25 protein-coding genes and 2 pseudogenes are annotated in these 25393 nt (G+C 72.0%); 17 read left to right on the forward strand and 10 right to left on the reverse strand.

The annotated features are described in order from the left end of the window. Positions 1 to 33: 33 nt before the first annotated feature. Together OG553_RS29840 and OG553_RS29845 are read right to left on the reverse strand one after the other, a co-directional pair. Entirely contained in the window at positions 34 to 1704 is a 1671-nt protein-coding gene (locus OG553_RS29840) for a multicopper oxidase family protein (RefSeq protein ID WP_405981940.1), read from the reverse strand. Beyond that, positions 1701 to 2231, reverse strand: a complete 531-nt coding sequence (locus OG553_RS29845) for a hypothetical protein (RefSeq protein ID WP_405981941.1) — start codon at positions 2229 to 2231, stop codon at positions 1701 to 1703. Before OG553_RS29845 ends, OG553_RS29840 begins: the two co-directional genes overlap by 4 nt. Before the next feature lie 158 nt (positions 2232 to 2389). Between OG553_RS29845 and OG553_RS29850 the strand changes: the two genes are divergently transcribed. The 5 genes from OG553_RS29850 (at position 2390) to OG553_RS29870 (ending at position 7457) form a co-directional block, all read left to right on the forward strand. Further along, the gene (locus tag OG553_RS29850) at positions 2390 to 3283 is read left to right on the forward strand and encodes a hypothetical protein (protein ID WP_405981942.1); all 894 of its coding nucleotides are present in this window, start codon (positions 2390 to 2392) and stop codon (positions 3281 to 3283) included. Between the two features lie 3 nt (positions 3284 to 3286). Then, positions 3287 to 4420, forward strand: a complete 1134-nt coding sequence (locus OG553_RS29855) for a sensor histidine kinase (RefSeq protein ID WP_405981943.1) — start codon at positions 3287 to 3289, stop codon at positions 4418 to 4420. After that, complete coding sequence (locus OG553_RS29860; protein WP_405981944.1) at positions 4417 to 5070, forward strand: response regulator; 654 nt, start codon at positions 4417 to 4419, stop codon at positions 5068 to 5070. The genes OG553_RS29855 and OG553_RS29860 overlap by 4 nt, the downstream gene beginning before the upstream one ends. 448 nt (positions 5071 to 5518) lie before the next feature. Next, complete coding sequence (locus tag OG553_RS29865; RefSeq protein ID WP_405981945.1) at positions 5519 to 6718, forward strand: PP2C family protein-serine/threonine phosphatase; 1200 nt, start codon at positions 5519 to 5521, stop codon at positions 6716 to 6718. A gap of 187 nt (positions 6719 to 6905) precedes the next feature. Continuing rightward, positions 6906 to 7457: a DUF5994 family protein gene (locus OG553_RS29870; protein WP_405981946.1), complete on the forward strand. Its 552-nt coding sequence runs from the start codon at positions 6906 to 6908 to the stop codon at positions 7455 to 7457. Between the two features lie 85 nt (positions 7458 to 7542). Here the strand turns inward: OG553_RS29870 and OG553_RS29875 are convergent, their stop codons facing one another. Continuing rightward, positions 7543 to 8361 (reverse strand): alpha/beta fold hydrolase, encoded by an 819-nt coding sequence (locus OG553_RS29875; protein WP_405981947.1) that lies wholly within the window; start codon positions 8359 to 8361, stop codon positions 7543 to 7545. Positions 8362 to 8453: 92 nt separating this feature from the next. Here OG553_RS29875 and OG553_RS29880 point away from each other — a divergent pair, with 92 nt between their 5' ends. Then, positions 8454 to 10475 (forward strand): transcriptional regulator, encoded by a 2022-nt coding sequence (locus tag OG553_RS29880; RefSeq protein WP_405981948.1) that lies wholly within the window; start codon positions 8454 to 8456, stop codon positions 10473 to 10475. 257 nt (positions 10476 to 10732) lie between these two features. Here OG553_RS29880 and OG553_RS29885 read toward each other — a convergent pair whose 3' ends face one another. Both OG553_RS29885 and OG553_RS29890 read right to left on the reverse strand, forming a co-directional pair. After that, positions 10733 to 11434, reverse strand: a complete 702-nt coding sequence (locus tag OG553_RS29885; RefSeq protein ID WP_405981949.1) for a DUF6766 family protein — start codon at positions 11432 to 11434, stop codon at positions 10733 to 10735. An 81-nt stretch (positions 11435 to 11515) separates the two neighbouring features. After that, positions 11516 to 11965: a hypothetical protein gene (locus OG553_RS29890; RefSeq protein WP_405981950.1), complete on the reverse strand. Its 450-nt coding sequence runs from the start codon at positions 11963 to 11965 to the stop codon at positions 11516 to 11518. 393 nt (positions 11966 to 12358) lie between these two features. Here OG553_RS29890 and OG553_RS29895 point away from each other — a divergent pair, with 393 nt between their 5' ends. Then, positions 12359 to 12658, forward strand: coding sequence for an isoamylase early set domain-containing protein (locus OG553_RS29895; protein WP_405981951.1), 300 nt, complete (start codon positions 12359 to 12361; stop codon positions 12656 to 12658). Positions 12659 to 12700: 42 nt separating this feature from the next. Here OG553_RS29895 and OG553_RS29900 read toward each other — a convergent pair whose 3' ends face one another. The 4 genes and pseudogenes from OG553_RS29900 to OG553_RS29915 all read right to left on the reverse strand — a co-directional run bounded on the left by OG553_RS29900 (position 12701) and on the right by OG553_RS29915 (position 15216). Further along, complete coding sequence (locus OG553_RS29900) at positions 12701 to 13528, reverse strand: ribonuclease BN (RefSeq protein ID WP_405981952.1); 828 nt, start codon at positions 13526 to 13528, stop codon at positions 12701 to 12703. Between the two features lie 216 nt (positions 13529 to 13744). Further along, positions 13745 to 14295, reverse strand: a pseudogene (locus tag OG553_RS29905) (phytoene desaturase family protein); the annotation flags it as partial. After that, positions 14289 to 14555, reverse strand: coding sequence for an SRPBCC family protein (locus OG553_RS29910; RefSeq protein WP_405981953.1), 267 nt, complete (start codon positions 14553 to 14555; stop codon positions 14289 to 14291). The pseudogene OG553_RS29905 and the gene OG553_RS29910, both read right to left, overlap by 7 nt. Positions 14556 to 14823: 268 nt before the next feature. Continuing rightward, positions 14824 to 15216 (reverse strand): hypothetical protein, encoded by a 393-nt coding sequence (locus OG553_RS29915; protein ID WP_405981954.1) that lies wholly within the window; start codon positions 15214 to 15216, stop codon positions 14824 to 14826. A 465-nt stretch (positions 15217 to 15681) separates the two neighbouring features. Here OG553_RS29915 and OG553_RS29920 point away from each other — a divergent pair, with 465 nt between their 5' ends. From OG553_RS29920 to OG553_RS29930, 3 genes are read left to right on the forward strand one after another with little or no spacing between them, the layout of a single operon-like run. Next, positions 15682 to 16368 carry a HemK2/MTQ2 family protein methyltransferase gene (locus OG553_RS29920; protein ID WP_405981955.1) on the forward strand — a complete coding sequence of 229 codons (687 nt, stop codon included), beginning with the start codon at positions 15682 to 15684 and terminating at the stop codon, positions 16366 to 16368. Continuing rightward, positions 16361 to 16621, forward strand: a complete 261-nt coding sequence (locus tag OG553_RS29925) for a CDGSH iron-sulfur domain-containing protein (protein WP_405983175.1) — start codon at positions 16361 to 16363, stop codon at positions 16619 to 16621. The genes OG553_RS29920 and OG553_RS29925 overlap by 8 nt, the downstream gene beginning before the upstream one ends. Then, positions 16621 to 17649: an iron-containing redox enzyme family protein gene (locus tag OG553_RS29930; RefSeq protein WP_405981956.1), complete on the forward strand. Its 1029-nt coding sequence runs from the start codon at positions 16621 to 16623 to the stop codon at positions 17647 to 17649. The genes OG553_RS29925 and OG553_RS29930 overlap by 1 nt, the downstream gene beginning before the upstream one ends. 14 nt (positions 17650 to 17663) lie before the next feature. On the opposite strand, the gene OG553_RS29935 is transcribed toward OG553_RS29930, so the two are convergent. Continuing rightward, a complete protein-coding gene (locus OG553_RS29935) occupies positions 17664 to 19517 on the reverse strand; it encodes a SpoIIE family protein phosphatase (RefSeq protein WP_405981957.1) in 1854 nt (617 codons plus the stop codon). A gap of 272 nt (positions 19518 to 19789) precedes the next feature. On the opposite strand from OG553_RS29935, the gene OG553_RS29940 reads away from it, so the two are divergent. From OG553_RS29940 to OG553_RS29970, 7 genes and pseudogenes are all read left to right on the forward strand, one after another. Then, complete coding sequence (locus OG553_RS29940; RefSeq protein ID WP_405981958.1) at positions 19790 to 20887, forward strand: YbdK family carboxylate-amine ligase; 1098 nt, start codon at positions 19790 to 19792, stop codon at positions 20885 to 20887. 11 nt (positions 20888 to 20898) lie between these two features. Beyond that, on the forward strand, positions 20899 to 22275 hold the full coding sequence (locus OG553_RS29945) for a mycothione reductase (RefSeq protein ID WP_405981959.1): 1377 nt from the start codon (positions 20899 to 20901) through the stop codon (positions 22273 to 22275). Between the two features lie 17 nt (positions 22276 to 22292). Further along, the gene (locus OG553_RS29950; RefSeq protein ID WP_405981960.1) at positions 22293 to 22781 is read left to right on the forward strand and encodes a flavin reductase family protein; all 489 of its coding nucleotides are present in this window, start codon (positions 22293 to 22295) and stop codon (positions 22779 to 22781) included. 198 nt (positions 22782 to 22979) lie between these two features. Then, positions 22980 to 23240, forward strand: a pseudogene (locus OG553_RS29955) (LLM class F420-dependent oxidoreductase); the annotation flags it as partial. A gap of 35 nt (positions 23241 to 23275) precedes the next feature. Then, positions 23276 to 23947, forward strand: coding sequence for an HAD family hydrolase (locus OG553_RS29960; RefSeq protein ID WP_405981961.1), 672 nt, complete (start codon positions 23276 to 23278; stop codon positions 23945 to 23947). A gap of 183 nt (positions 23948 to 24130) precedes the next feature. Beyond that, on the forward strand, positions 24131 to 24673 hold the full coding sequence (locus OG553_RS29965) for a hypothetical protein (RefSeq protein WP_405981962.1): 543 nt from the start codon (positions 24131 to 24133) through the stop codon (positions 24671 to 24673). 1 nt (position 24674) lies between these two features. Further along, a complete protein-coding gene (locus OG553_RS29970) occupies positions 24675 to 25208 on the forward strand; it encodes a hypothetical protein (protein WP_405981963.1) in 534 nt (177 codons plus the stop codon). Positions 25209 to 25393: the final 185 nt, after the last annotated feature.

Here is a 25393-nt window from a genome sequence, read left to right on the forward strand (position 1 = left end):
GGATCTCGGGTTCGGGATGTGCCGGGGCCGCCCTCAGACGACCCTGAAGTTGGCCATCATCGCCATGTCCTCGTGCTCCAGGTTGTGGCAGTGCATCATGTACCTCCCCTTGTAGCCGTCGAAGCGGGCCAGGACCTCGACGACCTCGAAGGGGCGTACGTCCACCGTGTCCTTCCAGCCGCCGTCCGTCTCCAACGGGCCGCCCGCGCCCCGGCCCACCACGGCGAAGTGCGCCAGGTGCACGTGGACCGGGTGGTGGAAGTCGCTGGAGAACCGCCACCGTTCGACCGTCCCCAGCGCGGGGTCGGCGAGGTCGCCCGCAACCTCGAACGGCCTCCCGTTGATGGTCCACATCGCCCCGGTGCCGGCGGCCTCCGTGCGCCGGAAGTCGAACACGCGGGTACGGACGGCCTCGCTCCGCCGGGGCAGGTTCAGTTCCGCGAGCAGGGGCCGGACGACCGAGTCGTCACGGGCGGAGCGCACGACGCGAAAGCGCATCACGTCCCGGGTGGCCTCCGTCTCGCCCACCGCATTGCGTACCGTGACCAGTGTTCCGACCGGGTAGCGGCTGAAGTCGACGACCAGGTCGAAGCGTTCGGCCGGCGAGAGCGGCACCTCGTGGTGCCGACGCGGCCCGGCCAGCAGCCCGGCGTCGCTGCCGACCTGCGCGAACGGCGCGCTGCCGTCCGGCGGCGGCGGGGAGAGGCGCAGCCGGTAGCGGCGGGCGTTGGACGCGTTGAGGAACCGGAACCGGTAGCGCGCGGCATCGACCTCCATCTCGGGCCATGGGGCGCCGTTGACCAGGAGCACGTCCCCCAGCACCCCCTCCATGTAGTCCTCCGTCACCCCCGGCACGCCGGTGAGGCTCGGGTCGACCGCGGGGTAGCGGAACTGCCCGTCGGCGTCGAAGGAGCGGTCACACAGCATCAGCGGTACGTCGCGAGCGCCCCCGGGCAGACCCGAGGCGTCCTCCGCGGCGTCCGAGACGAGGAAGAACCCGGCCAGCCCCCGCCACACCTGCGGCCCGGTGAAGTCCATGCGGTGATCGTGGTACCAGAGCGTTGCCGCCCGCTGACGGTCGAGCGGATAGACGTAGTCCCTGGTCCGCTCGTGCAACGTCCACGCGTCGGGCGGTACGTGTGCCATCGGCATCGCCCCGTGCCCGCCCCCCGACCCGCCGCGGTGGCCGCCGTGCCCGGTCGGCGAGGGGCCGGCGCCCGGCCGGAATCCCCCGGCCGGCACGACGAGGTCGGTCGGATACCCGTCCGAGTCCGCGGGCGTCACGCCCCCGTGCAGATGCGTCGAGGTCGGTACGGCGAGCTCGTTGGTCACCCGTACGGTCGCGGCGCGCCCGGACCGCATGCGGAAGGTCGGCCCCGGGAAGGTCCCGTCGTACCCCCACACCGTCGTGCGGACCCCGGGAAGCACCTCTACCGGTGCTGCGCGCTGCACGACTTCGAAGAGTTCGCCGCCCGCCGGCCCGCCGTTCCCCACCGCCCGCGCGGTCCGCGGAACCGGCAACGGTACCGTGAACCGCCGGGGCAGCCGCGCCCCACCGCTGCGCAGCAGCTCGCCGCTGGTCTCGGGGGAGCAGCCGGTGGTGAGGGCGCCGGTCAGCCCGGCGACCGTGGCGCCTGCGCCGAGGCCCAGGAAGCGCCTGCGGGACATCGCCGTCCGGTGCGTGTGCCCGCCCGTGCCCGTCATCGCGCGACCTCTCCTCGTGCCGCCGGGAGGGTGAGCGGGGCGCCGGGGCCGGGCGTCCCGTCGGCGAGGTGCCGGCGGTAGCCGTACGCCCAGATCAGCTGTCCTGCCGCGAGTCCGAAGAGGCTGAGGCCGAGGGGTATGTGCAGCGCCAGGTTCCGCCCGTGCCCCGCCCCGATCTGTGCGCCGGTCAGGGCGAACAGTCCGAGGGGGAACGCGACGTACCACAGCGGTCCGCGCCCGAACCACCACAGCGACAGTGCCGCGGGAACCGACAGCATCGGCACCAGGATCAGCGCGCCGCCCAGCGCTCCGTGAACCTTCAGGAGGTTCACATCGCCCGTCACGAACCGCCCCGCGAGCGCGGCCTGGGCGATGATGCCCGCAGCGAACACAGTGGCCAGCGTGCGTACGACGGCGATGGGCCAGCGCCGAGGGCGTACCCGGGCCCTCGCCGCGGCGAGTCCCTTCGGCCGCGGTCCGTGCTCCACGGCGACGCCGTGTCCTTCTGCGTACGGGGGTCGTCTCATGGACCGCATCGTGCCGCCCGGCCACGCGGCACCGCGTCCGCCCGGAACGGCAATCGGCGCGTACGTCCAGGGCAGTAGCGTCATCCCCGGGCGGTACCCGTCCGGTGCCGTCACCGACAGGACGCGGACGACGGTCCCCGGCCGCCAGTGTTGCCCTCATGAAGCGCATCCTGATTCCGGCCCTCGCCGGATCCCTCCTCGCCACCGTCTCCCTCCTCGCGGCCGCCCCCGCGGGCGCGGCCGCCGCCCCCGCATCGACGGCGCCCGTGGCGCGGGGTGTCCCCGCCCAGGCGGTCGACATCACGGTCACGCCCGACGGATTCGACGCACCGCCGACGCTGCGCGCCGGGTCGGCGACACTGAGCGTCCGTTCCACCGATCCCTCCGGCGCCTGGCTCGGACTCGTCCGCCTCCGCCCGGGCATCACCCTCGACCGCTACCTCGACGATCTGCGGCGGGCCATGGGCGACGACCCGGCCGAAGCCGTCGAAGGCAGCCGTGCCGTGGCCGGGGACGTGGAGATGCTGGGCGGTGTCGCCGTGGCGCACGACCCGGCCTCGGCCACGATCCCGCTGACGCCGGGCGACCACTACCTGATCGACTTCCGCGATGCCGGGCTGCCGGATCTGGCGAGCCGGGTGCGCCCGGTGCGGGTCGTGCCGGGCCACGCGGGCCCGCACGTCCGCCCCACCGCGCGGATCACGCTCACGGACGGGCGGTTCGACGCACCGCCCGCGCTGACGGGGCCGGCGCTCGTGGTCAACCGGTCGCGGCAGCACAACGAGGCCATGCTCATGCCCGTCCGGCCCGGGACCTCCCTCGCCGACCTGGACGTGTTCTTCACCGCCGTCGACGCCGGACGGCGTCCGACGGGCTCGCCGTTCACCGGCGGCCCCACGGGCGTAGTGCCCTTGTCTCCCGGCCGGTCGGTGACCCTGTGCGCAGAACTCCCGCCCGGAACCTACGCGTTGGTCACTTGGGTACGGGACCTGCGAACCGGCAGGATGTTCGCGGCGCAGGGAATGCGCGCGTTGATCAGGGTGGGGGAGTAGGACATGGCAGGAGCGGCCGACATCGGGCTGGGCGCAGGCCTGGCCACTCTGGTCCTCGCGACCAGCCTCCTGGAGGTGGGACCGCCCGGCCCCTCCGGTCCGCTGGACCTGGGGGCGGTCGCCCTCGCTGCTGCGGCCGGCGCGGCGGTGACGTTTCGGCGCGGGTTCCCCGTCACCAGTCTGCTGGCGGTCAACGTCATCACGTTCGCGTGGTTCCACTTCGACTACCACGGCAGGCTGATCACCCTCGCACCGCTGATCGGCTGCTACACGCTCGCCGCCTACCGGGGCCTGCGGCCGGGCGTCGCGGGCGGCCTGCTGACCGCCGCGGTCACGGTCGTCACGGTCCGATGGGCTCTGAACGGGCAGTGGTTCGGCGATCAGGTGTTCAACGGCGTACCGCTGGAGGCCGCCGCGACCGCCCTGGGCGCGGCGGTCCACTACCACCGGGCGTTCGCGTCGGGAGCCCGCGAGCAGGCCGAACGGATCGCCGAGGCCCGGTCCGACCAGACCCGTCGGCAGGCGGCCGAGGAGCGGCTGGAGATCGCCCGCGAACTTCACGACGTGTTCGGCCACACCATGGCGGCGATCAGCGTGCAGGCCGGAGTCGCCGTACACGTGATGCACCGCAAGCCGGAGCAGGCGTCCGAGGCACTGAACACGATCAAACGGATCAGCGACGAGGGGCTGTCGGAGGTGCAGGTGCTGCTGCGCGCGATGCGCTCTCCGGACATGCGCACGGCCACCGGAGGCCTGGCGCAGCTGGACAAACTGCTCGACACCGCCGGGGTCGCCGTCGAGCTGGTCGTACGGGGCGAGGACCGGACCGTACCCGTCGCCGTGGACCTCGCGGCGTTCCGGATCATCCAGGAGTCGTTGACCAACGTACGGCGGCACGCGCGCGCCTCGACCGTACGGGTGGAGCTGAACTACGGTGCGGACCAGGGCGAGATGCTGGAGGTCATCGTCAGCGACGACGGGAAGCCGGCCGACGCGGCGACGACGGTCGGCGGCCACGGGATCGAGGGCATGCGGGCACGGTCGCGGAAGCTCGGCGGAACGCTCGTCGCCGGGCCACGGCCCGAGGGCGGATTCGAAGTGCGCTGCGCACTGCCGATCAGGAAGGACACCCCGTGATCAAGGTGCTCATCGCCGACGACCAGGCGCTGGTGCGCGGCGGCTTCCGGATGCTGGTCGACAGCGAACCGGACATGACGGTGGTCGGCGAGGCGAGCGACGGAGCCGCCGCCGCCGACCTCGCCCGCGCCACCCGCCCCGACGTGATCCTGATGGACGTGCAGATGCCCGGCGCCGACGGAATCGAGGGCATCCGGCGGGTGGTCGCCGACCCGGGCCTGGCCGGCGTCCGCGTGCTGATCCTCACCACGTTCGACGAGGACGACTACGCCATCGCCGGCCTCCGCGCGGGCGCGAGCGGTTTCCTGCTCAAGAACACCGACCCCGCCCAGCTCCTCCACGGCATCCGGGTGGTCGCGGGCGGCGAGGAGCTGCTGTCCCCTGGCCTGACCCGCCGCCTGATCGCCCGGATGACCGACCCGTCCACCTCCGTCAACCACGACGTGTTCGCGCAGCTCACGACACGCGAGCGCGAGGTCGTCGCGCTGGCCGCCCAGGGCCTGGGCAACGACGAGATCACCGCCCGGCTGGTCATCAGCCCGGCAACCACCAAGACCCACGTCAGCCGCGCCCTGACCAAGCTCGGCGCCCGCGACCGCGCCCAACTGGTGGCCCTGGCCTACCGCCACGGCCTGGTCCAGCCGGGGTGAACGGCGCGGCACCGGGCTCGGATCGAGGAGTCGCCGTCGTTCCCGCCCGGGACTGACTTCCGCTACTCCAACACCGACACCGTGCTCATCGGCCTGGTCCCGGAGCGCGAGCATCAGGCCGAGCGGCTCGCCTCGATGCTGCCCGATCCGGGAAGACCGGACAGCAGCCACGTCCTCGGCTTGGCGAAGCGCCGCCTCGACCGTGCGTACGGGGCGCCCGCGAACCTGACCGATGCCGCTCTCGCGGACGTCCTCGTCGGCGGTGCTGTTCCCGGCGGCCGGTGTGGCTTGCCGGGCCGGCGAGGGGCATTCTTGTGGGTGAGCCCGCGGTGCGGGTTCGGGCCATGTGTCTGACCGGCTCCGGGCGCGCTCCTGGGAGCCCGGTGCCCGCGTCGCCTACGGCTGTGCCGGACAGGGTTGCGCACCCCGCGTGATTGGAGGCACCTGGATGGCAGCCCGACAGGGCGGGGGGCCGGACCGCTCCGAGAGTTTCGGGGAGGAGCTGTTGGGTGGGCTCCTGGACCTCGCCACGGAGCTGCCGCCTCATCTGGTCGGTCCGGCCGTGGCCGGCACGGTGACCCGGCTGGGAGGACGGCAGGTGCAGATCCTCCTCCAGGACTACGGGCAGGAGAAGCTGGTTCCCCTGGAGGGCGAGGGGCTGGCGGGTGGTGAACCGCTGTGCATCGACCGCTCGGATGCGGGCCGGTGCCTTCTCACGTCCCGGCCGGTCGAGGTGGTGCTGGGCGAAGGGGTGCGCGTCTTCGTGCCGCTGTGGGACGGCGGCGACCAGGCGGGCGTCCTGGCCGTCACGCTGGACCGGCTCGATGACGACGACCGCCGGATCCTGCGCAGGATCGCGGGCCTGGCCGCCGACATGATGGAGAGCAAGAACGGCTACACCGACGTCTTCTTCCGCACCCGGCGCAGCGAGCCGATGAGTGTTGCCGCGGAGGTCCAGTGGTCGCTGATGCCGCCCCTGGTCATGGTGACGCCACGCGTCACCGTCGCAGGAGTCCTGGAGCCCGCCTACGACGTGGCGGGCGACAGCTTCGACTACGCGCTGAACGGGGACACCTTCCACCTCGCGATGATCGACGCCATGGGACACGGCCTGAACGCGGCCGCGATGGCCACGGTGGCCATCGGCGCGTACCGGCACGCCCGCCGGATCAGCATCGAGCTGTCCGAGATCTACCTCTACATGGACCGGGCGGTGGCCGAGCAGTTCGCGCCCGACCACTTCGTCACCGCCCAGATGATGCGCCTCGACACGGACACGGGCCGCCTGCAGTGGGTCAATGCCGGCCACCCTGCCCCCATGCTGGTCCGCGGGCACCGCGTCGTGGGCCGCTTGGACAGTCCCACGACCCTGCCCGTCGGCTTCGGGGGAGCGCAGCCGCAGGTCAGTGAGGTGGCGCTCGAACCGGGGGATCGCATCCTCTGCTTCACCGACGGGCTGATCGAGGAACACGAGAGCGGGCAGGAGCAGTTCGGCGAGGACCAGCTGATCGACTGGGTGAACCAGCTGGAGGAGACGGACCGTGCGGTCCGCGCGGTGGCGCGGGACCTCTCCCACACGCTCAAGCGGGCACGCGGCGAAGTCACCTCGGACGACGCCACCCTCGTCCTGGTCGAGTGGCGCGGATAGCGGGGCGCGTGGGCGCTTCGCCCCCGGGCGTCGCCGTCCAGGCCGGCTCTCGAAACCGCTCGTCCGGCCCCGCAGCGGAGTAGGCTGGGATTACCGGGAGTAACTCGTGCACCCGCGACCGCGCGGACGTCGTTTCCGGCGATCAAGGAGCCGCCCGGCAGGGCGGTCCGGAAATGGGTCCGCGATCATGCCTGCTACCGCTTCCCTGTTCCCCGCACGTTTGGCCCTGACACCGAAGACCGCCCTCGCCGGCCTGTTGGACGGCGCGTGGTGGCCCAGGTCCCGCGATCTCGTAGCTGAGCTTCCGTCACTGGTCGAGGCGCTGGAGGGCCGCTTCGGACGCGTCACACGCGTCGCGGTGAATCCCACCTGCTGGCTCGTCGTCCCGCACAGGGTTTTCGTCGCAGGGCACATCGTGCACGTGGGCTGTTTCACGGAACAGGATTCCGACAAGATGATCCTGCTCTCCTACGCCGTCGGCCGCTGCGACCTGCTGGTGATCCCGCCCGAGACCGAGCCGGCCGCGGTGGACCGGCTCATGACCGCTGCCGCCCTCCCCGGCAACGTCCGGGCCGTCGGCACCCTGATGACCGACGAAGCCGCAAACGGCCTCCGCATCCGAAACGCGCGAAGGGGCGAGGACGCCGGAGAGACCGATGGCGGAACCCCGGCGACGCCCCGTCGGCACCCCGTCGTCGCGGCACGGATGATCCTGCTGCCGTGGAACCTGCGGAGGTGACCGCGCAGACCGTGCACCCGAAGGGGCCGAGCGTCGTCCCACGCCCCCGGCACGTCGTGAGCGGGCCCGGGCGCGGCGCCCGTGGTCAGGATGTGATCGGGTGCTGCTCCAGGAACCGGGCCAGGGCCTCGGCGACCGGCCGGGGCCGTTCGATGTGGAGCAGATGGCCGACGTCGTCGATGACGCACTCCTCGACGTCGGGCACGGTCGAGCGGAGGAACTCGGCGACCTCGACCCACAGCCGTAGGGTGTCGCTTCCCAGCAGGGACAGCACCGGTCGGCGGATCGCCGCGGCGTCTTCCGGGTTGAACCGCCACTCGGCCAGGGCGGGGAGCTCGATCCCGAAGAACGTGTCGGCATCCTTGACCGCCTGCTCGACGCTGCCCGGCATGCGGTCTTCGAGCAGGGCCCGGCAGCGTTCCCCGTCCATGCCGCTGACGAGGGACAGGAACAGCTCGATGGCGCGTTCGGCGTCCCCGTCGGCGTACGCTCCGAACGCCGGCGCCGCCTGTGTGAAGAACGCCTCGCCCGCGGGTACGGACAGCAGGGAGAGCTCCAGCAGGGCGACCGTCGCGATGCGGTCGGGATGGTCCTGGGCCATCTGGGCGGCGACCGCCGCGCCGCTGGAGTGTCCCGCCACGTGGGTGCGGCCGATGCCGAGGTGGTCGAGCAGCGCGATGGCGTCGGCGGCGTGGTCGGCGACCGTGACCGGTCCGGGGGTGTGGGTGCTGCCGCCCCAGCCCCGCTTGTGGTAGCGGACGAGCCGGTAGCGCTCGGTGAGTGCCGGTTCGGCGAGGAGCGGGGCGAACCCGTCGGCGAGGACCGGGCTGATGAGCAGGACCGGCTCCCCGGTTCCGCGGATCTCGTGTTCCAGCCGGATGCCGTTCACTGTGGCGGTGTCCATGATGTCCTCCCATGAGGTTGTGGCTCACCATGGAGGCGTAAGCAGGACGCTTACCGCCGTAACCGGCCGAACCCGGGATCGAGGGAATGCCCGTGACCCACGCCGCTGGGGACGGAAACGACCTGGAGCGGGCGCGGAACGCCGCGGCCCGCGGAGCGTGGTCGGACGCCTACGCCGGGTTCCTGGCGGCCAGGGATGCGGGCGGCCTCGACCCGGACGGGCTCGCCGAATTCGCCGACGTCGCGTACGCCGCCGGACACCTTGACGTCACGATCGAGACCTGGGAGCGCCTCCACGGCGAACTGTCCCGGCTCGGCGAGGACGATGCCGCGGCCGGCGCCGCAGTACGGGTCGCCATGCACCTGCTGTTCGACACCGCGCTCATGGCACCCGTACGAGGATGGCTACGCCGCGCGGACCACCTGCTCGGCCCCCCGCCACCCCTGACCGGCGCGCACGCGTGGTTCGCGGCGGTGCGCACCTTCGAGCGCCTCCTCAGCGGCGACCTGGAAGCCGCGCGGGGCTGGGCCGAGCGGGCGGTCGAGACGGGCTCGCACACCGATCCGGCGGCGGCGGCGATCGGGCGGGTGGCCCAGGCGAGACTGGTGATCCTCGACGGTGACGTCGCACGGGGCCTGGAACTCCTCGACGACGCCGGCACGGCGGCGATGGCCGGCGACCTCGATGCGCTGTCGACCGGAGTCGTCTACTGCGAGCTGGTGTGCGCACTGCAGGGCCTGGCCCAGTACGACCTCGCCGAACAGTGGACCGAGGCGATGGAACGGTGGGCGCGCACGAACGCGATCGGCAGCCTGCACGGCCGGTGCCGGGTGCACCGGGCCGAGATCCTGCGCCTGCGGGGCCGGTGCGCGAGCGCCGAGCAGCAGGTGTTGCTCGCGTGCGAGGAGCTGCGCCCCTACGTACGGCGCGAGCTGGGCTGGCCGCTGACGGAGCTGGGCCGGATCCGGCTGCGCCGTGGCAACCGGACCGGCGCGGAAGAGGCGCTGCTCGCCGCCCACCGCCTCGGGTGGGATCCCGAACCAGGGCTCTCGCTCGTCCGGCTCGCCGACGGTGACGTCGACACGGCGGCCGCCGCGATCCGGGAGGCACTGGCGCGGCCGCTGCCGGTGCCGTCGAAGGAGCTGCCCCCCACCTCCGAGCTGCGGCGGGCACCGTTGCTGGACGCACAGGTCAGGATCGCCATCGCCCGCGCCGACCTGGAGACGGCGCGGGTAGCGGCCCGCGAGCTAGAGGAGGTGGCCGTCGCCTTCGAAAGCAACGCGCTCGCCGCATCGGCACTGCGAGCCCGGGGGGAAGTCCTGCTCGCCGAGGGCGATGCGTCCGGCGCGTCCGCGTTCTTCACCGGTGCCGTCCGGGCCTGGAACGATGTCGGCGCCCCCTACGAGACGGCCGAGTGCCGGCTCCGGCTCGCGGACGCCCAGCGGGCCCTGGGCAACCTCCGGGCCGAGACCTTGGAGCGGGAGGCGGCGCGCAGCGAGCTCGATCGGATCACCCGGGCTCCCGCGGCCGAGGAGCCGCGGACGGACACGGCCGGGCTGGACTCCTTCGTCCGGGAGGGCGACTACTGGAGGGTCGTCTTCGACGGTCTGAGCGTGACCGCACGCGACAGCAAGGGCATGCACCACCTCGCCCGCCTGCTCGCCGCGCCGGGCCGGGAGTTCCACGTCCTCGACCTCGCCGCCGCCGACACCGCCGCCCCCGACGCCGCAGCCAGGCTCGCCCGCGCCGGCGACGCCGGTCCCCTCCTGGACGCCCGCGCCAAGCAGATGTACCGCCGGCGGCTCGCGGAGATCGAGGAGGACATGGAGGAGGCCCGCGCCGACAACGACATCGCCAGGCAGGAACAGACCGAACTGGAACGTGGATTCCTGATCAGCGAACTCACCCGGGCCGTCGGGCTCGGCGGGCGCGACCGGCACGCCGGCGCAGCCTCCGAACGGGCCCGGGCCGCCGTCACCCAGGCCGTACGCAAGGCGATCGGCCGTCTCCGCGACGTGTTGCCGGCCCTAGGCGACCACCTCGACCGGACGATCCGCACGGGAACCTACTGCGTCTACGCACCTGATCCGCGCGTTCCTCCGTGGTCCACGTGACTCCAGAATCACCCCGCTTCGCTTGCTGCTCCAGAGACGCGGAGCGCGGTGCCTGGCCCGGGCTCTTGCGCAGTTCAGGCACCGGTCCCACGTCTCCAGAAGAAGCCGAGCTTCTTGGGGGAGTAGCTGACCAGGAGGTTCTTCGTCTCCTGGTGGTACAGCAGCTGCACCCACGCTGACCAGCGAGAACGAAGCCGTGCGCGGCACCTTGGAAGCGGCTGGTCCGCTCGTCGGACGCAGGGGATCGCTTGTGCGGTTCAGCCCTCCACTCCCGTGGCGGTGTGCGGGGCTCCGACGGGCTTGGATTCCGGGGAGCCGCGCTGGCGCAGGTAGACGGAGAGGATGGCCATGGCGGCCACGGCGAGGAGTTCGGACTGCCAGTTCTGCAGCGAGCGGTTCCAGAAATCGGCGGAGGCCAGGTAGGCGGTCCAGGAGACGGGCGGCTGGAGCCGGCGCAGTTGCTGTTCGTCGTAGGCGGCCGTGCCGGCGATGGACTGGGCGAGCCAGGACAGGAAGAACAGCAGGGCCATCACGGTCCCCAGGGAGCGCGAGTACAGGTGCTGCCGCCAGTCCTTGGTACCGGCCCAGCGGGGGGAGTCGGCTCTGGCGTGGTCGCCGATTCGCTGCTCCCGGTCGCTTTCCGGTCCTGCCTTGTGGAGCTCTTTGGATTCCGGGGAGCCGCGTTGGAGGAGCCAGACGGTGCCGAAGACGTAGAGGAAGAACTGCAGGAACTCCGACTGCCAGTTCTCGCTGACGTCGACGGCGAAGTCCGATGACATCAGGTACTCCCCGAGTGCCAGCTGCTGCATCCCGTCGACGGCCAGGTCCTCGTTGAAGCCTGCGTGCCCGGAGAATGCCTGGCCGGCGAGGACGAGCAGGAAGGCGCCTCCGAAACCGAGGGTGAGGCTGTTGTCCCGCCAGAACCCGCCCCGGCGACCTTCCCGCGGCCCGCGGCTCACCGGTGCAACGCTCCGATCGTGATGAAATACCCCAGGCCGGCCAGGATCGTCGCCAAGCAGCCGATGAACAGGAAGCGCACGTCAGCCGCCTTTCAGCGAGCACCGGTAAGGCTGGTCGCCCCGTGGCGTGCAGCCCGCGGCGACCACCTTCCAGCCGTCGTGGAACTGCGACAGGAACAGGGTGTCGTGCTGCAGGCCGAGCAGCGCCTGCCGTCCGTACACCTGCGCGGCGCGCACCTGGCCGGCTGCCGGAAGGCCCTGACCCCGCAGCGCGGGACCGCACGGCAGGTGCTGGTCCTCCTGGAGCTGCTGCCGGGTCTGCGGTGCCAGCAGCGCGCATGCCCGGGGGTAGTCCGCGTCGGCGAGGGCCTGCTCGAAGGCGCTTCCGGCCTGCGTGGCGCCGTCCACTCGGGCCGCAGGCGCCCCGCACCCGCACAGCATCGCCGCCGCTCCGACGGCCGCCACCACGCTCATCGCCAGGTCACGAGCAGGCGCGCCGTGCCAGAACCCGTGGCCATGGCGGCTTCTCACGCGCTGTCCGCACCGGGTACGGCGAGCGGATCCCCGGGGGTCTTCTTCTCGGCCTCGAACCGCTCGTTCGAGGGCTCCACGTCCATGTCCAGCTCCTCCACCGTGACGATGCGGTCCCCGGCCCCGGTCGGGCACCAACGCCACCATCGCTCCGCAGGAGACCCACACCCCGGCTTCCGGCATTGGACACACGGGAGACCGCCCGCCCGGACGAGCTCCTGGTGCTGAGATCGTCGTGGCGACGGTGTTGTCCGCGGCGGTGCTTCAGCCCGGGGAGACCTGCCGCGGGAGGGTGCCGGGTTTGGACCGGACGGGTGACCTCCTGCAGGACCCACGGTCGTGTGCGGGGAACCAGAGCTGGCCACGCGCGAGGATGCACGGGCTCATTCCCCCATGTCTTCGCGTCTGGAGTTCTCCGTGCTCGAACGCAAGCAGCTCAAGGGTCGTACGCAGGTCACCTTCATCCTGCCGGAGAGCACTCCGGACGGGCCGGTCAGCGTCGTCGGGGACTTCAACCACTGGAATCCGGCCGCCCATCCCCTGAAACCGCGGGGCGACGGCACCCGCGCCACGACCGTCACCCTCGCCGCCCACGGCGGCCACGCGTTCCGCTACCTCGCGGCCGGCGACTACTGGTTCGACGAGGAGCACGCCGACGGCCACGACGGCACCAACAGCCGCCTCCACACCTGACACGGGACAGGCCGTGCCGGGCGCCGGCCGATCCTGGTCCTCTCAGGGGCCAGGGGCCGGTGGCTGGGCCCGGCGCCCCAGTTCGTCCTGGACGAGTCGGCCGGCGAGTGCCCCGCCGAAGACGACGACGCCGATGCCGACGAGCCAGGTCTGGATGACGAGGACGGTTCCGAACGGACCGTACGTGACGGCGCCGGACGCGATCAGCGGTGAGAAGACGAGCCGGGAGAAGACCCGAAGTCCGAGCAGCCCGACCATGGTGGCCACCGCCCCGGGCAGGAGGGCGAGCCACCCGACCCGGCCGCCGAGCAGCAGCCGCTGGGACCACCAGAAGAACAGGGTGCCGATCGCCACCGTGACGAACCCCCGGGCAGGGGAGTCCCGCCACGGTGACGTGATCGCCGAGAGGTAGAGGACGGCGATCAGCACGCCGAGCCACAGCACGTGCCGCCAGCGGGCCCACCAGCGGGCAGGAGGCAGATCCCAGATCCTTTCGTAGCCGCTCTGCAGCACGGTGCCGAAGGACAGGCCGAACACGGCGAGCAAGGCCAGGCCGAAGGCCGTGGTGGTCCGCCACGCCTCACCGGGCAGGGCGAAGAGCCGGTCGATCTCCGCCCTGGCGGCCTGCGACACTCCGAGCCCGTCTCCCAGCCACTGCGCGAATTCCTGTCCGCCGGTGCTGTTCGCCGCGGACACGACGATCAACAGCGGTACCAGCGTCAGGAACCCGAGCGCGGCGAACCCCAGCGAGCGCTGCCACAGTTCCACGTCCCGGACGCGCCCCCAGCGTCTGCCGGCCCGAGTACGACGGATCGTGCTGCGCAGCCGTGCGAAGCGCAGCCACCGGGCCGGCCCACGGGAGGCGGTCATGGCGCTCTCGCCGACAGGTACGGTGACCGGCACGAGGCGTGCGAGGACGAGGTCAGGTACATGGCCGCTCCAGTTGCTGCTGATTCCCAAGGTAGGACTCCCGCGCCCGGCAGCCCACCCCCTGCGGCCCCTCGCTCGGTCGGAGCAGGGTCCTCGCTGGGGCAGCGCAACAGATGTCCCGCCTGAACCGCCTGGAGCGACGAGGGCAGCGGCAGGTCAGATGTGCTGGGCGCGGTGGAGGGGGGTGTGGAGCCCCTGGGCCCGGAGCGCTGCCCGGGCGGCGTTCGCGCCGGGCGCTTCGTGGACCCCTCCACCCGGGTGGGCGGCTGCGGAGGCGAGGTACAGGCCCTTGACGGGGGTCTCCGGGCGGCCGGTGCCGGGGGTGGGGCGGAAACCGCCTGTTGGTGCAGGGCGGCGGTGCCGTTGTTGATGGCACCGTTATGGAGGTTCTCGTTCATGGTCTGGAGGGTGGTGGGGGCCAGGATGCGGCGGGCGCCGATCAGTGTGCGGAATCCGGGCCCGAACCGTTCCACCTGCGCTTCGATGCGGTCCGCCATCGCTTGCTGCTCACGGGCGTCCCACCGGCCGGTGATGCCGTCGGGGCCTGCGTCGGCGGTGATGTGCTGGGGGAGATGGGTGTAGGCCCAGGCCGATTCGGTGCCGGCCGGTGAGCGGCTGGGATCCGCTGTGGTCATCTGGCCGAAGAGGGCGAACGGTTCGTCGGGAACCTGCCCCATGGCGATCTGCGAGGCGAACCTCGTCAGGCTGGCGTGCCGAGGGGCTTGAAGGAGGCCTCCAGTTCCAGCTCCCGGCCCGGCTCGGCGTGACGGACGGTGGTGACCCCGTCGAACGACCACGGGCCCAGGCGGATGGTCTTGCGCAGCCGCGAGCCGACCCCGGGCCAAGCGCCGTCGAGGGGCGCGGACTCGGAGGGCCCCACCACCCACTCGCCGTACGCGTTCGGCTCCGCGAGCACCGCCCACACCGCCGGAGGGGAACGCCGGATCAACTGGTGTCGGACGGCCATGGGGAAATCCTTCTGCCGGGGCGGAGGGAGAGCGGCGCAGCCGCAGTCGTGCAGGGCCTGCGCCGGACGGGTGGCTGAGGCGGAGCTTGCGGTACGGCGGCCGTGTGACCGCGAGACCTTGCTGTCTGATGGAGTGGCGCTGCGGGCGGTGCCCTTTGTCCACCTGCCTTGGCGACCAGGCCTCCTGCTCCTTGCGAAGCCGTCACACGTTTGCGCCGGGAGCGGGGGCCGCCCGCGGGGACGTGCGCAGCGGGTGCAGATGCGGGGGTCAGCCGGCGCTGCGGGTACCGGGCGGGTCCTGGGGGTCGATGCCGGTCGTGGCGGATGCGTCCTTGGTTCCGCTGGGGCGCTGGGAGCGGCCCCGGGGACCGGTGTCGTGCATGCCCTTCTCGTCACGGCCGGCCTTGCTCTGGTCCTCGCCGCGGCGGCCCCTGCTTTTCACGGGCCTGCCGTGCGGGTTCCCCGCTTCCTCTGGGGAAACTTCGCGCCCGGGGCCCTTGGCGGGGGCGTACTGGTCGGGGTGGAAGGAGCGGTGGGCGCTCGGGTTGTCCTGCTGACGGGTCTCGTCGACATCGGGAGACCATCCGTGCTGTTCGGTGCCCTTGTGCGGGCCGGGGCCCTCACCGTGCGTGGGTTGGGACGACTTCGGCTGTTTGGCCATGATGATGCCTGCCTGCCTTTCCTGCGGCCCGTTACCAGTAGTACTTGCGTCCGCCCAAGGAGTGTCCGAGGGCGACCATGAGGTCCTCCGATTTCACTGTGACGCTCCTTCCAGCCTAGGCGTCATCGTCACCGTCGGCGTGCCGTGCATGGCGGAGGGCCCTGCCCAGGGCGCGAGGCCTCCTCGGACCAGCCTCCGCCCCCGGATGACAGCCGGCGGGCGAACTCGGAGGACGGCTGAGTTCGCAACTTCGATGCCGCTCGCACGATGAGCCTTGTTGCCCTTGCGTGGACACCCGGAGTTTCCGGGAAACGAAATGCGGTGTGTGGCCGCATTGGATTTCGTCTGATCCTCCTGAGTTCGGCGGGGTTCCGGATGGTGAGCACTTGGAGGGGCAGGCGCAAAGCCTCAGCCGGCTACCGCCGTTCGTCGGGGCGGCGTAGCGGTCGGTCAAGGAGGTGCGCCGTGTCCTGTTCTGCTCTGGCCGGGAGCGAGCTGCCTGCCGGCCTGATCGCTCTGCCGGGTGTCTACCGGCCGCAGGCGGACACCCGGCTCCTCGCGGCGGCGCTCGACCGTGAGGACTTGGGGCCGCAGACCGACATGCTGGAGATCGGGACGGGCACGGGAGCCCTGGCCCTGCATGCCGCCGGCCGCGGTGCGCGGGTAACGGCGGTCGACGTGTCGTGGTCGGCGGTGCTCACGGCCCGCCTGAACGCCCTGCGCCGGCGGCTTCCCCTGCGGGTGCTGCACGGCGACTTCGCGGCGCGTGCCGCCCGGCGTCGCTTCGACCTGGTCGTCGCCAATCCGCCCTACGTCCCCGCCCCGCAGGCCCAACTGCCTTCACACGGGCCGGAACGCGCCTGGGACGCAGGCCCCGACGGGCGCACGGTCATCGACCGCATCTGCTCGGCCGCTCCGGCTCTGCTGCGCCCCGGGGGCACCCTGTTGATGGTGCATTCGGGGATGTGCGGGACAGAGGAGACCGTCGCACGGCTGACCCGCGTGCGGCTGGTCGCCGAGGTCACGGCGACGGCCTCCGTACCATGGGGCCCCGTACTGCGCTCGCGGCGGGCCTGGTTGGAGCGCCGGGGTCTGGCGGCCGAATCCGAGCAATGGGAAGAGCTGGTGATCATCCGTGCCCGGCATCTCTGACCGGTCCGCTGCCGACGTGCCGGACCCGGCGCACGCGGGTGCTCCCGCACGCCGGGTGTTCGTCGATCCGCAGGGCCCGGTACTGGTCGAGGGCCCGGTCGAGATCGTCCTGGAGGACGGGGCGGTCGCCCGCTCCGACCGCTTCGTGGTCGCGGTGTGCACGTGTCGCCGCAGTCGCACGTACCCGTGGTGCGACACCAGCCACCGCCGCCGCGCGCGAGCCGTCTCGCCGCCCGAGGACGGGAAGCCGTGATGAGCCCCGCCACCCTGAGAGCGGCGGCGACAGCTGTCGGCCCCCACCTGGTCGAGGGGCGGGGCGAGCTGTCCGGCGCCGTGACCGACGCCCTGCGGTCCGGCCGCCCGCCGGCATACGACCCGGAGCAGGTCCTCGGGGCCGATCCATGGGGGGAGGACGTCCAGCTCGCGCTGTACCTGCTGTACGAGCTGCACTACCGCGGCTTCGTGGGCGTCGACGACGCACGCGAATGGGACCCCGACCTGCTGCGGCTGCGCCGGGCCCTCGAAAGCGGCTTCCTACACGTTCTGCGGGCTGAACTGTCCGATGTGCCGAAGTCGGTCGAGGACGCGTTCGCGCCGCTCCTCGTCGAGCCCGTCGACCTCTCCGGCAGTCTCAGCCACTACCTGGAAACCGAGGGCGAGCTGTGGCAGTTGCGTGAGTACGCGGCCCTGCGCTCCCTCTACCACCTCAAGGAGGCCGACCCGCACGCCTGGGTCATCCCCCGGCTCACCGGCCGCGCCAAGGCCGCGATGGTGGCCGTCGAGTACGACGAGTTCGGCGCCGGACGCGCCGACCGCATCCACGCGCAGCTCTTCGCCGACCTCATGGCCGATCTCGAACTGGATCCGACGTACGGCCGCTACCTCGACCAGGCCCCGGCGGTCCTCCTCGCCACGGTGAACCTGATGTCGCTGTTCGGGCTCCACCGGGCCCTGCGCGGTGCTCTCGTCGGGCACTTCGCGTGCGTGGAGGTCACCTCGTCTCCCGGCTCCCGCCGCATGGCCCACGCCATGCGGCGCTGCGGGGCCGGCCCCGCAGCCGAGCACTTCTACGCCGAGCACGTGGCGGCCGACGCCGTCCACGAGCAGGTCGTACGCCACGAGGTGATCGGCGGCCTCCTCGCCGACGAGCCCGCCCTGGAGGCGGACATCGCCTTCGGCTGCGCGGCCACCGTACTCCTGGAAGACCGCCTCACGGCTCACATCCGCGGGGCCTGGGACCAGGGGCACACAGCTCTGCGCACCCCCTCGCCCGAGCCGTGACGGGAGCGGCGGGGTCAGGGAATGCGCAGTGCCAGCAGGACGACGTCGTCTTCGGGGGGCGGCTGGGCCATCCGCCCGCTGATCTGGCGGAGCAGTTCGGGCAGTGGACGGTTTCCATGGCGGTTCAGCAGGCCCGCGAGCTGTGTGATGGCGGTGTCGATGTCGCGTGCGCGTTGTTCGACGAGGCCGTCGGTGTAGAGCAGCAGGGTCGTGCCCGGGGGCAGTTCGCGCCGGTGCTCGGTTCGGGACACGTTCTCCAGGGCGTGGTGGAAGAGGGGGTCGTGTTCTTCCAAGAGGTCCACCCGGCCGTCGGGGGTGCGCAGGAGCGGTGGGGGGTGGCCGGCGTTGGACCAGGTCAGGGTCCAGGGCGTACCGGGTGGGGCGGGGTCGAGGCGTGCGTGTACGAGGGTGCCGCCGGCCTCGATGGGGAGCACGGCGCAGGTGGCGTCGAGGGCGGTGAGAGCGGTGGCGGGGCTGTGCGGGGGATGGTCGAGGGTGGCCTGGCGCAGCATGCTGCGGACCTGGCCCATCACGGTGGCGGCGTGCATGTCGTGGCCGGTGATGTCACCGACGGTGATCATGAGGGAGGAGTCCGCGCCGGACGAGGCGGGCGGAAGGTGGTAGGCGTCGTACCAGTCCCCGCCGATCATGTGGTCATCGGCGGCGGGCTGATAGAAGGCGCTGATCTCGATGCTGTTGGCGAGGGGCAGATCGGTGAGCATGGCCTCCTGGAGCTGCCGGGCGACGGAGATCCGCTCGTCGAGGTACTGGGCACGCTCCACCGCCTGCGCGATGTAGCCGGATGCCGCGGTGAGCGTGGCGCGTTCGGTGAAGCCGACCTCGTGCTGTTTGGCCCAGCCGATGGCGAGCACTCCCAGCAGGGCGCGGCTTCCCCACAGCGGCAGGCACATCACGGTCGTCAGGCCCAGCCGGTCGAACAGGCCGACCGCCTCGGGGCTGTATCCGGCGACGAGCGCCTCGCGGTCCGGCACGAACACGGTCCGGCGTTCCCGCATGGCCCGGGCGCTGGGAAACGCGGCGCCCGTCGGCAGGGTGAGGACCTCGCGCTCCACGGAGCTCGCGTCGTCAGGGTCGGGGATCCTGCGCAGTTCGTCCTGACCGACGACGAGCAGGCCGACGTACGAGGGCTTTCCGACACCGGCGAGGAGGTCGTGGAGGCGGCGTCGTACGTCCTCCAGCCCCGAGGTCTGGGCCAGTTCCTCCGAGGCCTTCAGCAGCAGCTCGGCGTGGTCCAGACCGGTCTGGGCCTCGCGCTCCAGCCGCTCCGCTTCGCCGCGGGCCCGCTCGGCGGCGGCGCGTGCGGTTTCCAGTACCTTCTGGGCGGAGCGGCGCTGTGCCGACAGGATCCGCAGGCACAGCTCGGCCGAACAGGCCGCGGCCAGGTCCTCCAGGTCGGCCAGTTCACCGGCGTCCCAGGTCCGCGGCTCGTGGTCGATCGCGCACAGGGCACCCAGGACCAGCCCTTCGCCGTCGGTCAGCGGCATTGCGCCGAACGCGACCATCCCGAGGTCCGCGACGGCCGGGCTGGTGCGCAGCCGATCGTCCGCACGGACGTCGGACACGACCAGCGGCTGCCCCGAGGCCACGACGAACCGGCAGAGCGAATGCGAGTGGGGCAGCGTCCGCCGTCCCGCCCAGGGCTCGGGCAGGCCGAGCATGCCGGGCAGGATCTGATGACCGTCCTCGGCCAGCGAAACGAGGGCCGCGGGCACACGAAGCAGTCGTGCCACCAGCCGGGCGAACCGGTCCATCCCTGGGTCGGGGGCGGCCGACAGCCCGGCCAGCCGCAATACCCGCCGGCGTGCGGTGTCGGAGCCCGCTCGCGGGCCCCGGTCCTGCTGTGCCATCTGTCCTCCGGTCCCGCTGTCCCGAGGCTTTGTCACCAGCATCGCAGAACGGCCGGGGCGGAACGACCGGCGTGCGGACTGGTCAGCAGACGTCGAGCCTTCCCGCTCCGGTTCGCGGGCCGGATTGTGGGCAGTCGCTGGTGTGACGGGTGAGCCCGCAGGGTTCACCTGTAGCCAGGCCGACGAAGGGCATGTTCATGTCCCCCAAAGCGAGGGCCCCGGTCCGTGCAGTGAATCGCGTCCACGAAGACCTGCCACGAGACGCCCGGCGGATGACGGTGGGGGTGGAGGAGGAATACGTGCTCGTGGAGCGGCGCACGGGGATCCCCGTGGCCCGCGGTCCGCTCGTCGTGGAAGCCGCACGTGCGGTACTGGGCGACCAGGCACAGCCGGAGTTCTTCGGCGCGCAGGTCGAGGTGTGCACCCGCCCCACGGCATGCCTGGCCGAGCTGAGGTCCGAGCTGGCGCTGCTGCGGCAGGTGATGGCCGAGGCCGCGGCCGGTGAGGGCTGCCTGCTGGTCGCCACCGGCACCCCGGTGATCCCTCCGGGGCGGCCGCCGACCGTGACCCCGGGCGACCGGTACGGCCGGATGGCCGCCCGCTGGCCCTCTCTCGTGCGTTCGTACGACGGGATGGTGTGCGGCTGCCACATCCACCTCGGCGTGACCGGACGCGGCCAGGCACTCGCCCTGGCCAACCACATGCGCCCCTGGCTGCCGATCCTGCAGGCGCTCGCCGCCAACTCGCCCTTCTCCCTGGGCCACGACACCGGCTGGGCCAGCCGACGGTCCGTGGAGCACGCCCGCTGGCCCGGCGTCGGGCCCGCCCCCCTGCTCGACGAAGCCGGCTACGACCGCCTCGCCGACCACCTGGTGCGCACCGGCACCCTGCTCGACCGCCGGATGATCTACTGGTACGCACGCCCCTCCGAGCACGTGCCGACGCTGGAGATCCGGCTCTGTGACGTGAACGCCGACCTCGACGTCGTGATCCTGCTGACCGCCCTCGTACGGGGGCTGGCCACAGCGCTTCTGCCCGAGATCGCCGAGGGGCGGCCGGCTCCCCGTCCCCCCGAGCCAAGGCTGCGTGCCGGCCACCGGCTTGCCGCGCAGCAGGGGCTGGAGGGCGAGGGGCTCGACCCCGTGAGCGGGGCGTCCGTACCGGCCGTGAGCTCCGTGGAGCGGCTGCTGGCGCGGGCGGGGCCCGGACTGGCAGCAACGGGCGACCGTGATCTCGCGGAGGAGCTGTTCGACCGGGTGCGGCGCTGCGGCGGGGGAGCCGCCCGCCAGCGTGCGTCATATCGGCGGCGAGGCCGCCTGAGCGACGTGGTCGGAGACCTGTCGCGTACGACCCTGACCGCCGGGACATGAAGGAGCACCGGATGCTCCACCACGATCTCGTCGTCATCGGGGCGGGGTCGGGCAACGCCGTCGTCGACGACTCGTTCGCCGATCTGGACGTGGCCATCGTCGAGGAGCGCTGGTTCGGCGGGACGTGCCTCAATGCAGGATGCATCCCGAGCAAGATGCTCGCCTACACGGCGCACATCGCCCGGACCGTCCGGGAAGCGGCGGCGTATGACGTGGATGCCGAGCCGGCAGCGGTGCGCTGGCGCGAGGCGCGCGACCGGGTCTTCGGGCGGCTGGACGCCGATCGGGACAGGGGGCGAAGGGGCCGTGAGCAGGCGGAGTGGGTCACCGTGTACGCGGGCACGGCCCGCTTCACCGGGCCCGGGACCCTGCGGATCGACACTACGGACGGGGCGGGCGGGGCCGTCGACGTCAGCGCCGGGCAGATCGTCGTCGCTGCGGGCGGTCGGCCCCTGGTCCCCGGTCCCGTCGCGGAGTCAGGTCTCCCGTACGAGACGTCCGACACCGTCATGCGCATCGACGCCCCGCCCCGGCGCCTGGCCGTCCTCGGTGGCGGCTACATCGCCGCGGAGCTGGCCGAGGTGTTCGCCGAGGCAGGAAGCGCCGTCACCATCGTGGAGAAGGAGGAGCTCCTGCTCGGCCCGCAGGACGAGACGGTCGCGCAGCGGTTCACCGAACTGGCACGCTCCCGCTACGACCTCAGGCTCGGCCGGGAGCTCACGGCGGTCGCGGGACGGCCGGGCGCGGTGCGGCTGGTCCTGGACGACGGATCGACGGTCGAGGCGGACATGCTGCTGGTCGCGGTCGGCCGGGTTCCGAACAGCGACCGGCTGAACCTCGCAGCAGCCGGCATCGCCACCCACGACGACGGCCGCGTGATCGTGGACCGGCACCAGCGCACCACCGCAGAGGGCGTCTTCGCCCTGGGGGACATCTGCTCGCCGGTTCCTCTCAAGCATGTGGCCAACCGGGAGGCTGAGGTCGTCGCGCACAACCTCCGTCACCCGGGCCACCTGATGGCGTGCGACCACGAGCTGGTGCCGGCGGCGGTCTTCACCCAGCCCCAGATCGCGTCGGTCGGCTTCACCGAGCAGGACTGCCGCGACCGTGGGCGGGACTACCTCGTGGGCACGGCCGGTTACGGCGACGTCGCCTACGGCTGGGCGATGGAGGACACCACCGGCTTCTGCAAGGTGCTCGCCGAGCCCGGTACCGGGCGGATCCTCGGTGCCCATCTGATGGGCGCGCAGGCGTCCACCCTGATCCAGCCCCTGGTCCTGGCGGCGACGCTCGGTATCGACGCCGCCACCCTCGCCGACTCCCCGTACTGGATCCATCCCGCGCTCACCGAGGTCGTGGAGAACGCCCTCCTCGAACTCGGCCTGTGAGCCCCCGAGGAGGCGCCGTGACGGAGCTCGACCCCTTCACCGACGATCTCGACGGCCCGATGTACGTGGTCACGGTCGCGTCCGGCGCGGAGCGGGCGGGCTGCCTGGTGGGCTTCGCCTCACAGTGCTCCATCGACCCGCCGAGGTTCATCGTCTGGCTGTCGGCCGCCAACCACACCTACCGCGTCGCGCGCGGGGCCGAGTACCTGACCGTGCACCTGCTCCACCAGGAAGACCGGGCACTGGCGGAGCTCTTCGGAGGGGAGACGGGCGACCGGGTCGACAAGTTCGCAGCGGTCGGCTGGCGGCCGGGAGAATCAGAGACCCCGATCCTGGAGCAGCTCTCCACCTGGTTCACCGGCCGGATCGAGGGGCGCATCGAGGGCGGCGACCACGTGGGCTTCCTCCTGGCACCCGCAGCAGTGTGCCCGCCGGGCGAGGGCCCGCCGCCCCCACTGCTCCGGTACCGGGAGCTGCGTGATCTCGAGCCCGGCCACCCCGCCTGAGGTCGCGGAGCGCGCCCGCCCGGCCCAGGCCCGGGCACGTTTCAAGGGGGCCGAATCGGTTAGGTGCCCGGCATGGTGCGCATCGGGTACACGATGATGACCGAGCAGGCCGGGCTCCGGGAGCTGGTCGAACACGTGGTGAAGGCGGAGCGGGCGGGGTTCGGCTTCTCCGTCATCTGCTGGAGGCCCAAGGGCACGCGCCCTACGCGTGGACAGTTCCCGGTCTCCTACGACCCCGACCGTGAGGCGGCCGTGGCCCGGGCGCACGACCAGTTCCGTTGGGCACTCGGCGGCTGGAAGGCCAACGCCGAGCTCCCCGGCCCCGCATGCTTCGCCCAGGCCTCGCAGCACACCAGACCCGAGGACGTCGCCGAGGCCATCCCCTGCGGCGACGACCAACAGGAGCCGTTCCTGGACTGGTCCGCCGCGAAGCTGCTGCCGGCCCTGGGAGACCTGTGAAAGCGGCCGGCTACCGAGCCCTACAGGAGGCGGACATGAACCGTGCCGCTCTGTTCGACGTCGACGGCACCCTCGCCGACACCAATCACCTGCACGTCGTCTGCTGGTGGGAGGCCTTGCGGCAGGCGGGCCACGACGTCGCGATGCACGACATCCACCGCGCGATCGGGCTCCCGGGCGAGGACCTCCTTGGACATCTGCTGGGCGAGGACCGGGACAGGAGCGAGGACGACGAGCTCAGCGCCGCCCACAGCACCCTCTACGGCACGTACTTCGACCGGCTGCCGCCACTCGACTCGGCCGCCGACCTGCTGCGCGAGCTGGACCGACGGGGCTGGCGGGTCGTGCTCGTGACCTCGGCGAAGGACACCGAACTCGAAGCGCTCAAACGGGCCGTCGACGCCGACGAGGCCATCAGCGCGACGGCGAGCTCCGACGACGTGAGCGAGGGCAAGCCCGCACCGGAACCGGTGCACCACGCCCTCGGCCTCGTCGACGCACCCGCGCACGGCTCCGTACTCGTCGGCGACACCGTCTGGGACATGCAGGCGGGCTCCCGCGCCGACGTCGTGTGCGTGGGACTGCTCTGCGGCGGCATCCCGCGGCGCGACCTCGAAGAGGCCGGGGCCCGAGCCGTCTACCGACACCCCGCCGACCTGCTCGCACACCTCGCCACCAGCCCGTTCGCCGACGGCCACGCTGCTTGAGCCGCGACCGGCCGGGTAGGCGCAGGGCGTACGAGAACGCTCTGTACGACGGGTGGGCCCGCGCCCCGCCGACCCCGGGGACAAGCCGTCCCCGGCTGCCCCGCCCGCCGAACCGCCGTCTCCCACCGACAGGGGACAGCCGCATGACTGAGGTCGGATGAGGCCCCAGGACGGAGGCCAACCATGTCAACCAGCACACTCATAGCCATCATCGCCATCGCAGCCGTCGTCGTGATCGTGCTCGCGGTCGGACTGTCGATGGCGGCCCGCCGCCGGCGTCTGCAGGACAAGTTCGGACCCGAGTACGACCGCACGGTGGACGCTGAGGGCGGCCGCATGGCCGCCGAACGCGAGCTACGGGCCCGCGAGGAACACCACGACGAGCTTCAGATCCAGGAGCTGCCACCTGAACGGCGAGACCGGTACGTCGTCGAATGGCGCACCGTCCAGGAACATTTCGTGGACCGGCCCGAAGGGTCCGTGCAGGAGGCCGACGAACTGGTGTCGCGACTCATGAGCGAGCGGGGCTACCCCACAGGCGACTACCACGGTCAGCTGCGTGACCTCTCGGTCGAACACGGCCGCACCCTGGAGCACTACCGGGCCGCCCACGACGTCAAGGTGCGCAGCGCCGGTCACCGGACGACAACCGAGGAACTCCGCGGGGCGATGGTGCACTACCGAGCCCTGTTCGACGACCTGCTGACCGACCAGAGGAGCCGTTGAGATGCAGAACCACGCAAGCGGCAACGAACGAGTGGGGGACGCCGGCATCACGACGGAGGACATCGCCCATCCGGTGCCGGCTCCGCATGCCGGAACGGACACCGGTGCGGACGCCGAATCCGGTGGTGCGTCGGCCGACGGGCGGACGCCGCCCGTGTACCCGGGGGAAGCCACAATGGACGCGGCTGCCGAGAAGCGCCGCGAAAGCGGGGACGAGCCCCCGACGGACGGTGGACCGGAGGTCGGTTCGGTAAAGGCCGGTGCCGATGAGCCACTGCTGGGTGCCGAGGACACCTTGGAGTACCACAAGGCGTGGAGCGAAATACAGGGCCGGTTCGTCGACGATCCGCAGGAGGCGGTCAGGTCGGCGGACACCCTGGTCGCCGAGGTGATGCAGTCCCTTGCCGGTTCGTTCTCCGCCCACAAGCAGGGGCTGGAGGAGCAGTGGGGCCGGGGCGGAGAGGTCGCGACCGAAGACCTGCGCCTGGCGCTGCAGCACTACCGGTCGTTCTTCAACCGCCTCCTGAACACCTGACCTGTCTGATCGGTCGCGTTGGGTGTCTGGTGTGGGCGTCGCCCGGAGGAGGCAACACCCACACCAAGTGACGGACTTCGCCCCTAGAAGAAGCCGAGCTTCAAACGGCAGTTGGCATGGCCCTTGGAGGAAGCTGGTCCGGAAATGGCCCGGATCGTGGTGCGTGCGGTCCTGGGGCGGCGGGG

Source organism: Streptomyces sp. NBC_00158 (genome assembly GCF_045160885.1).
GTDB lineage: Bacteria > Actinomycetota > Actinomycetes > Streptomycetales > Streptomycetaceae > Streptomyces.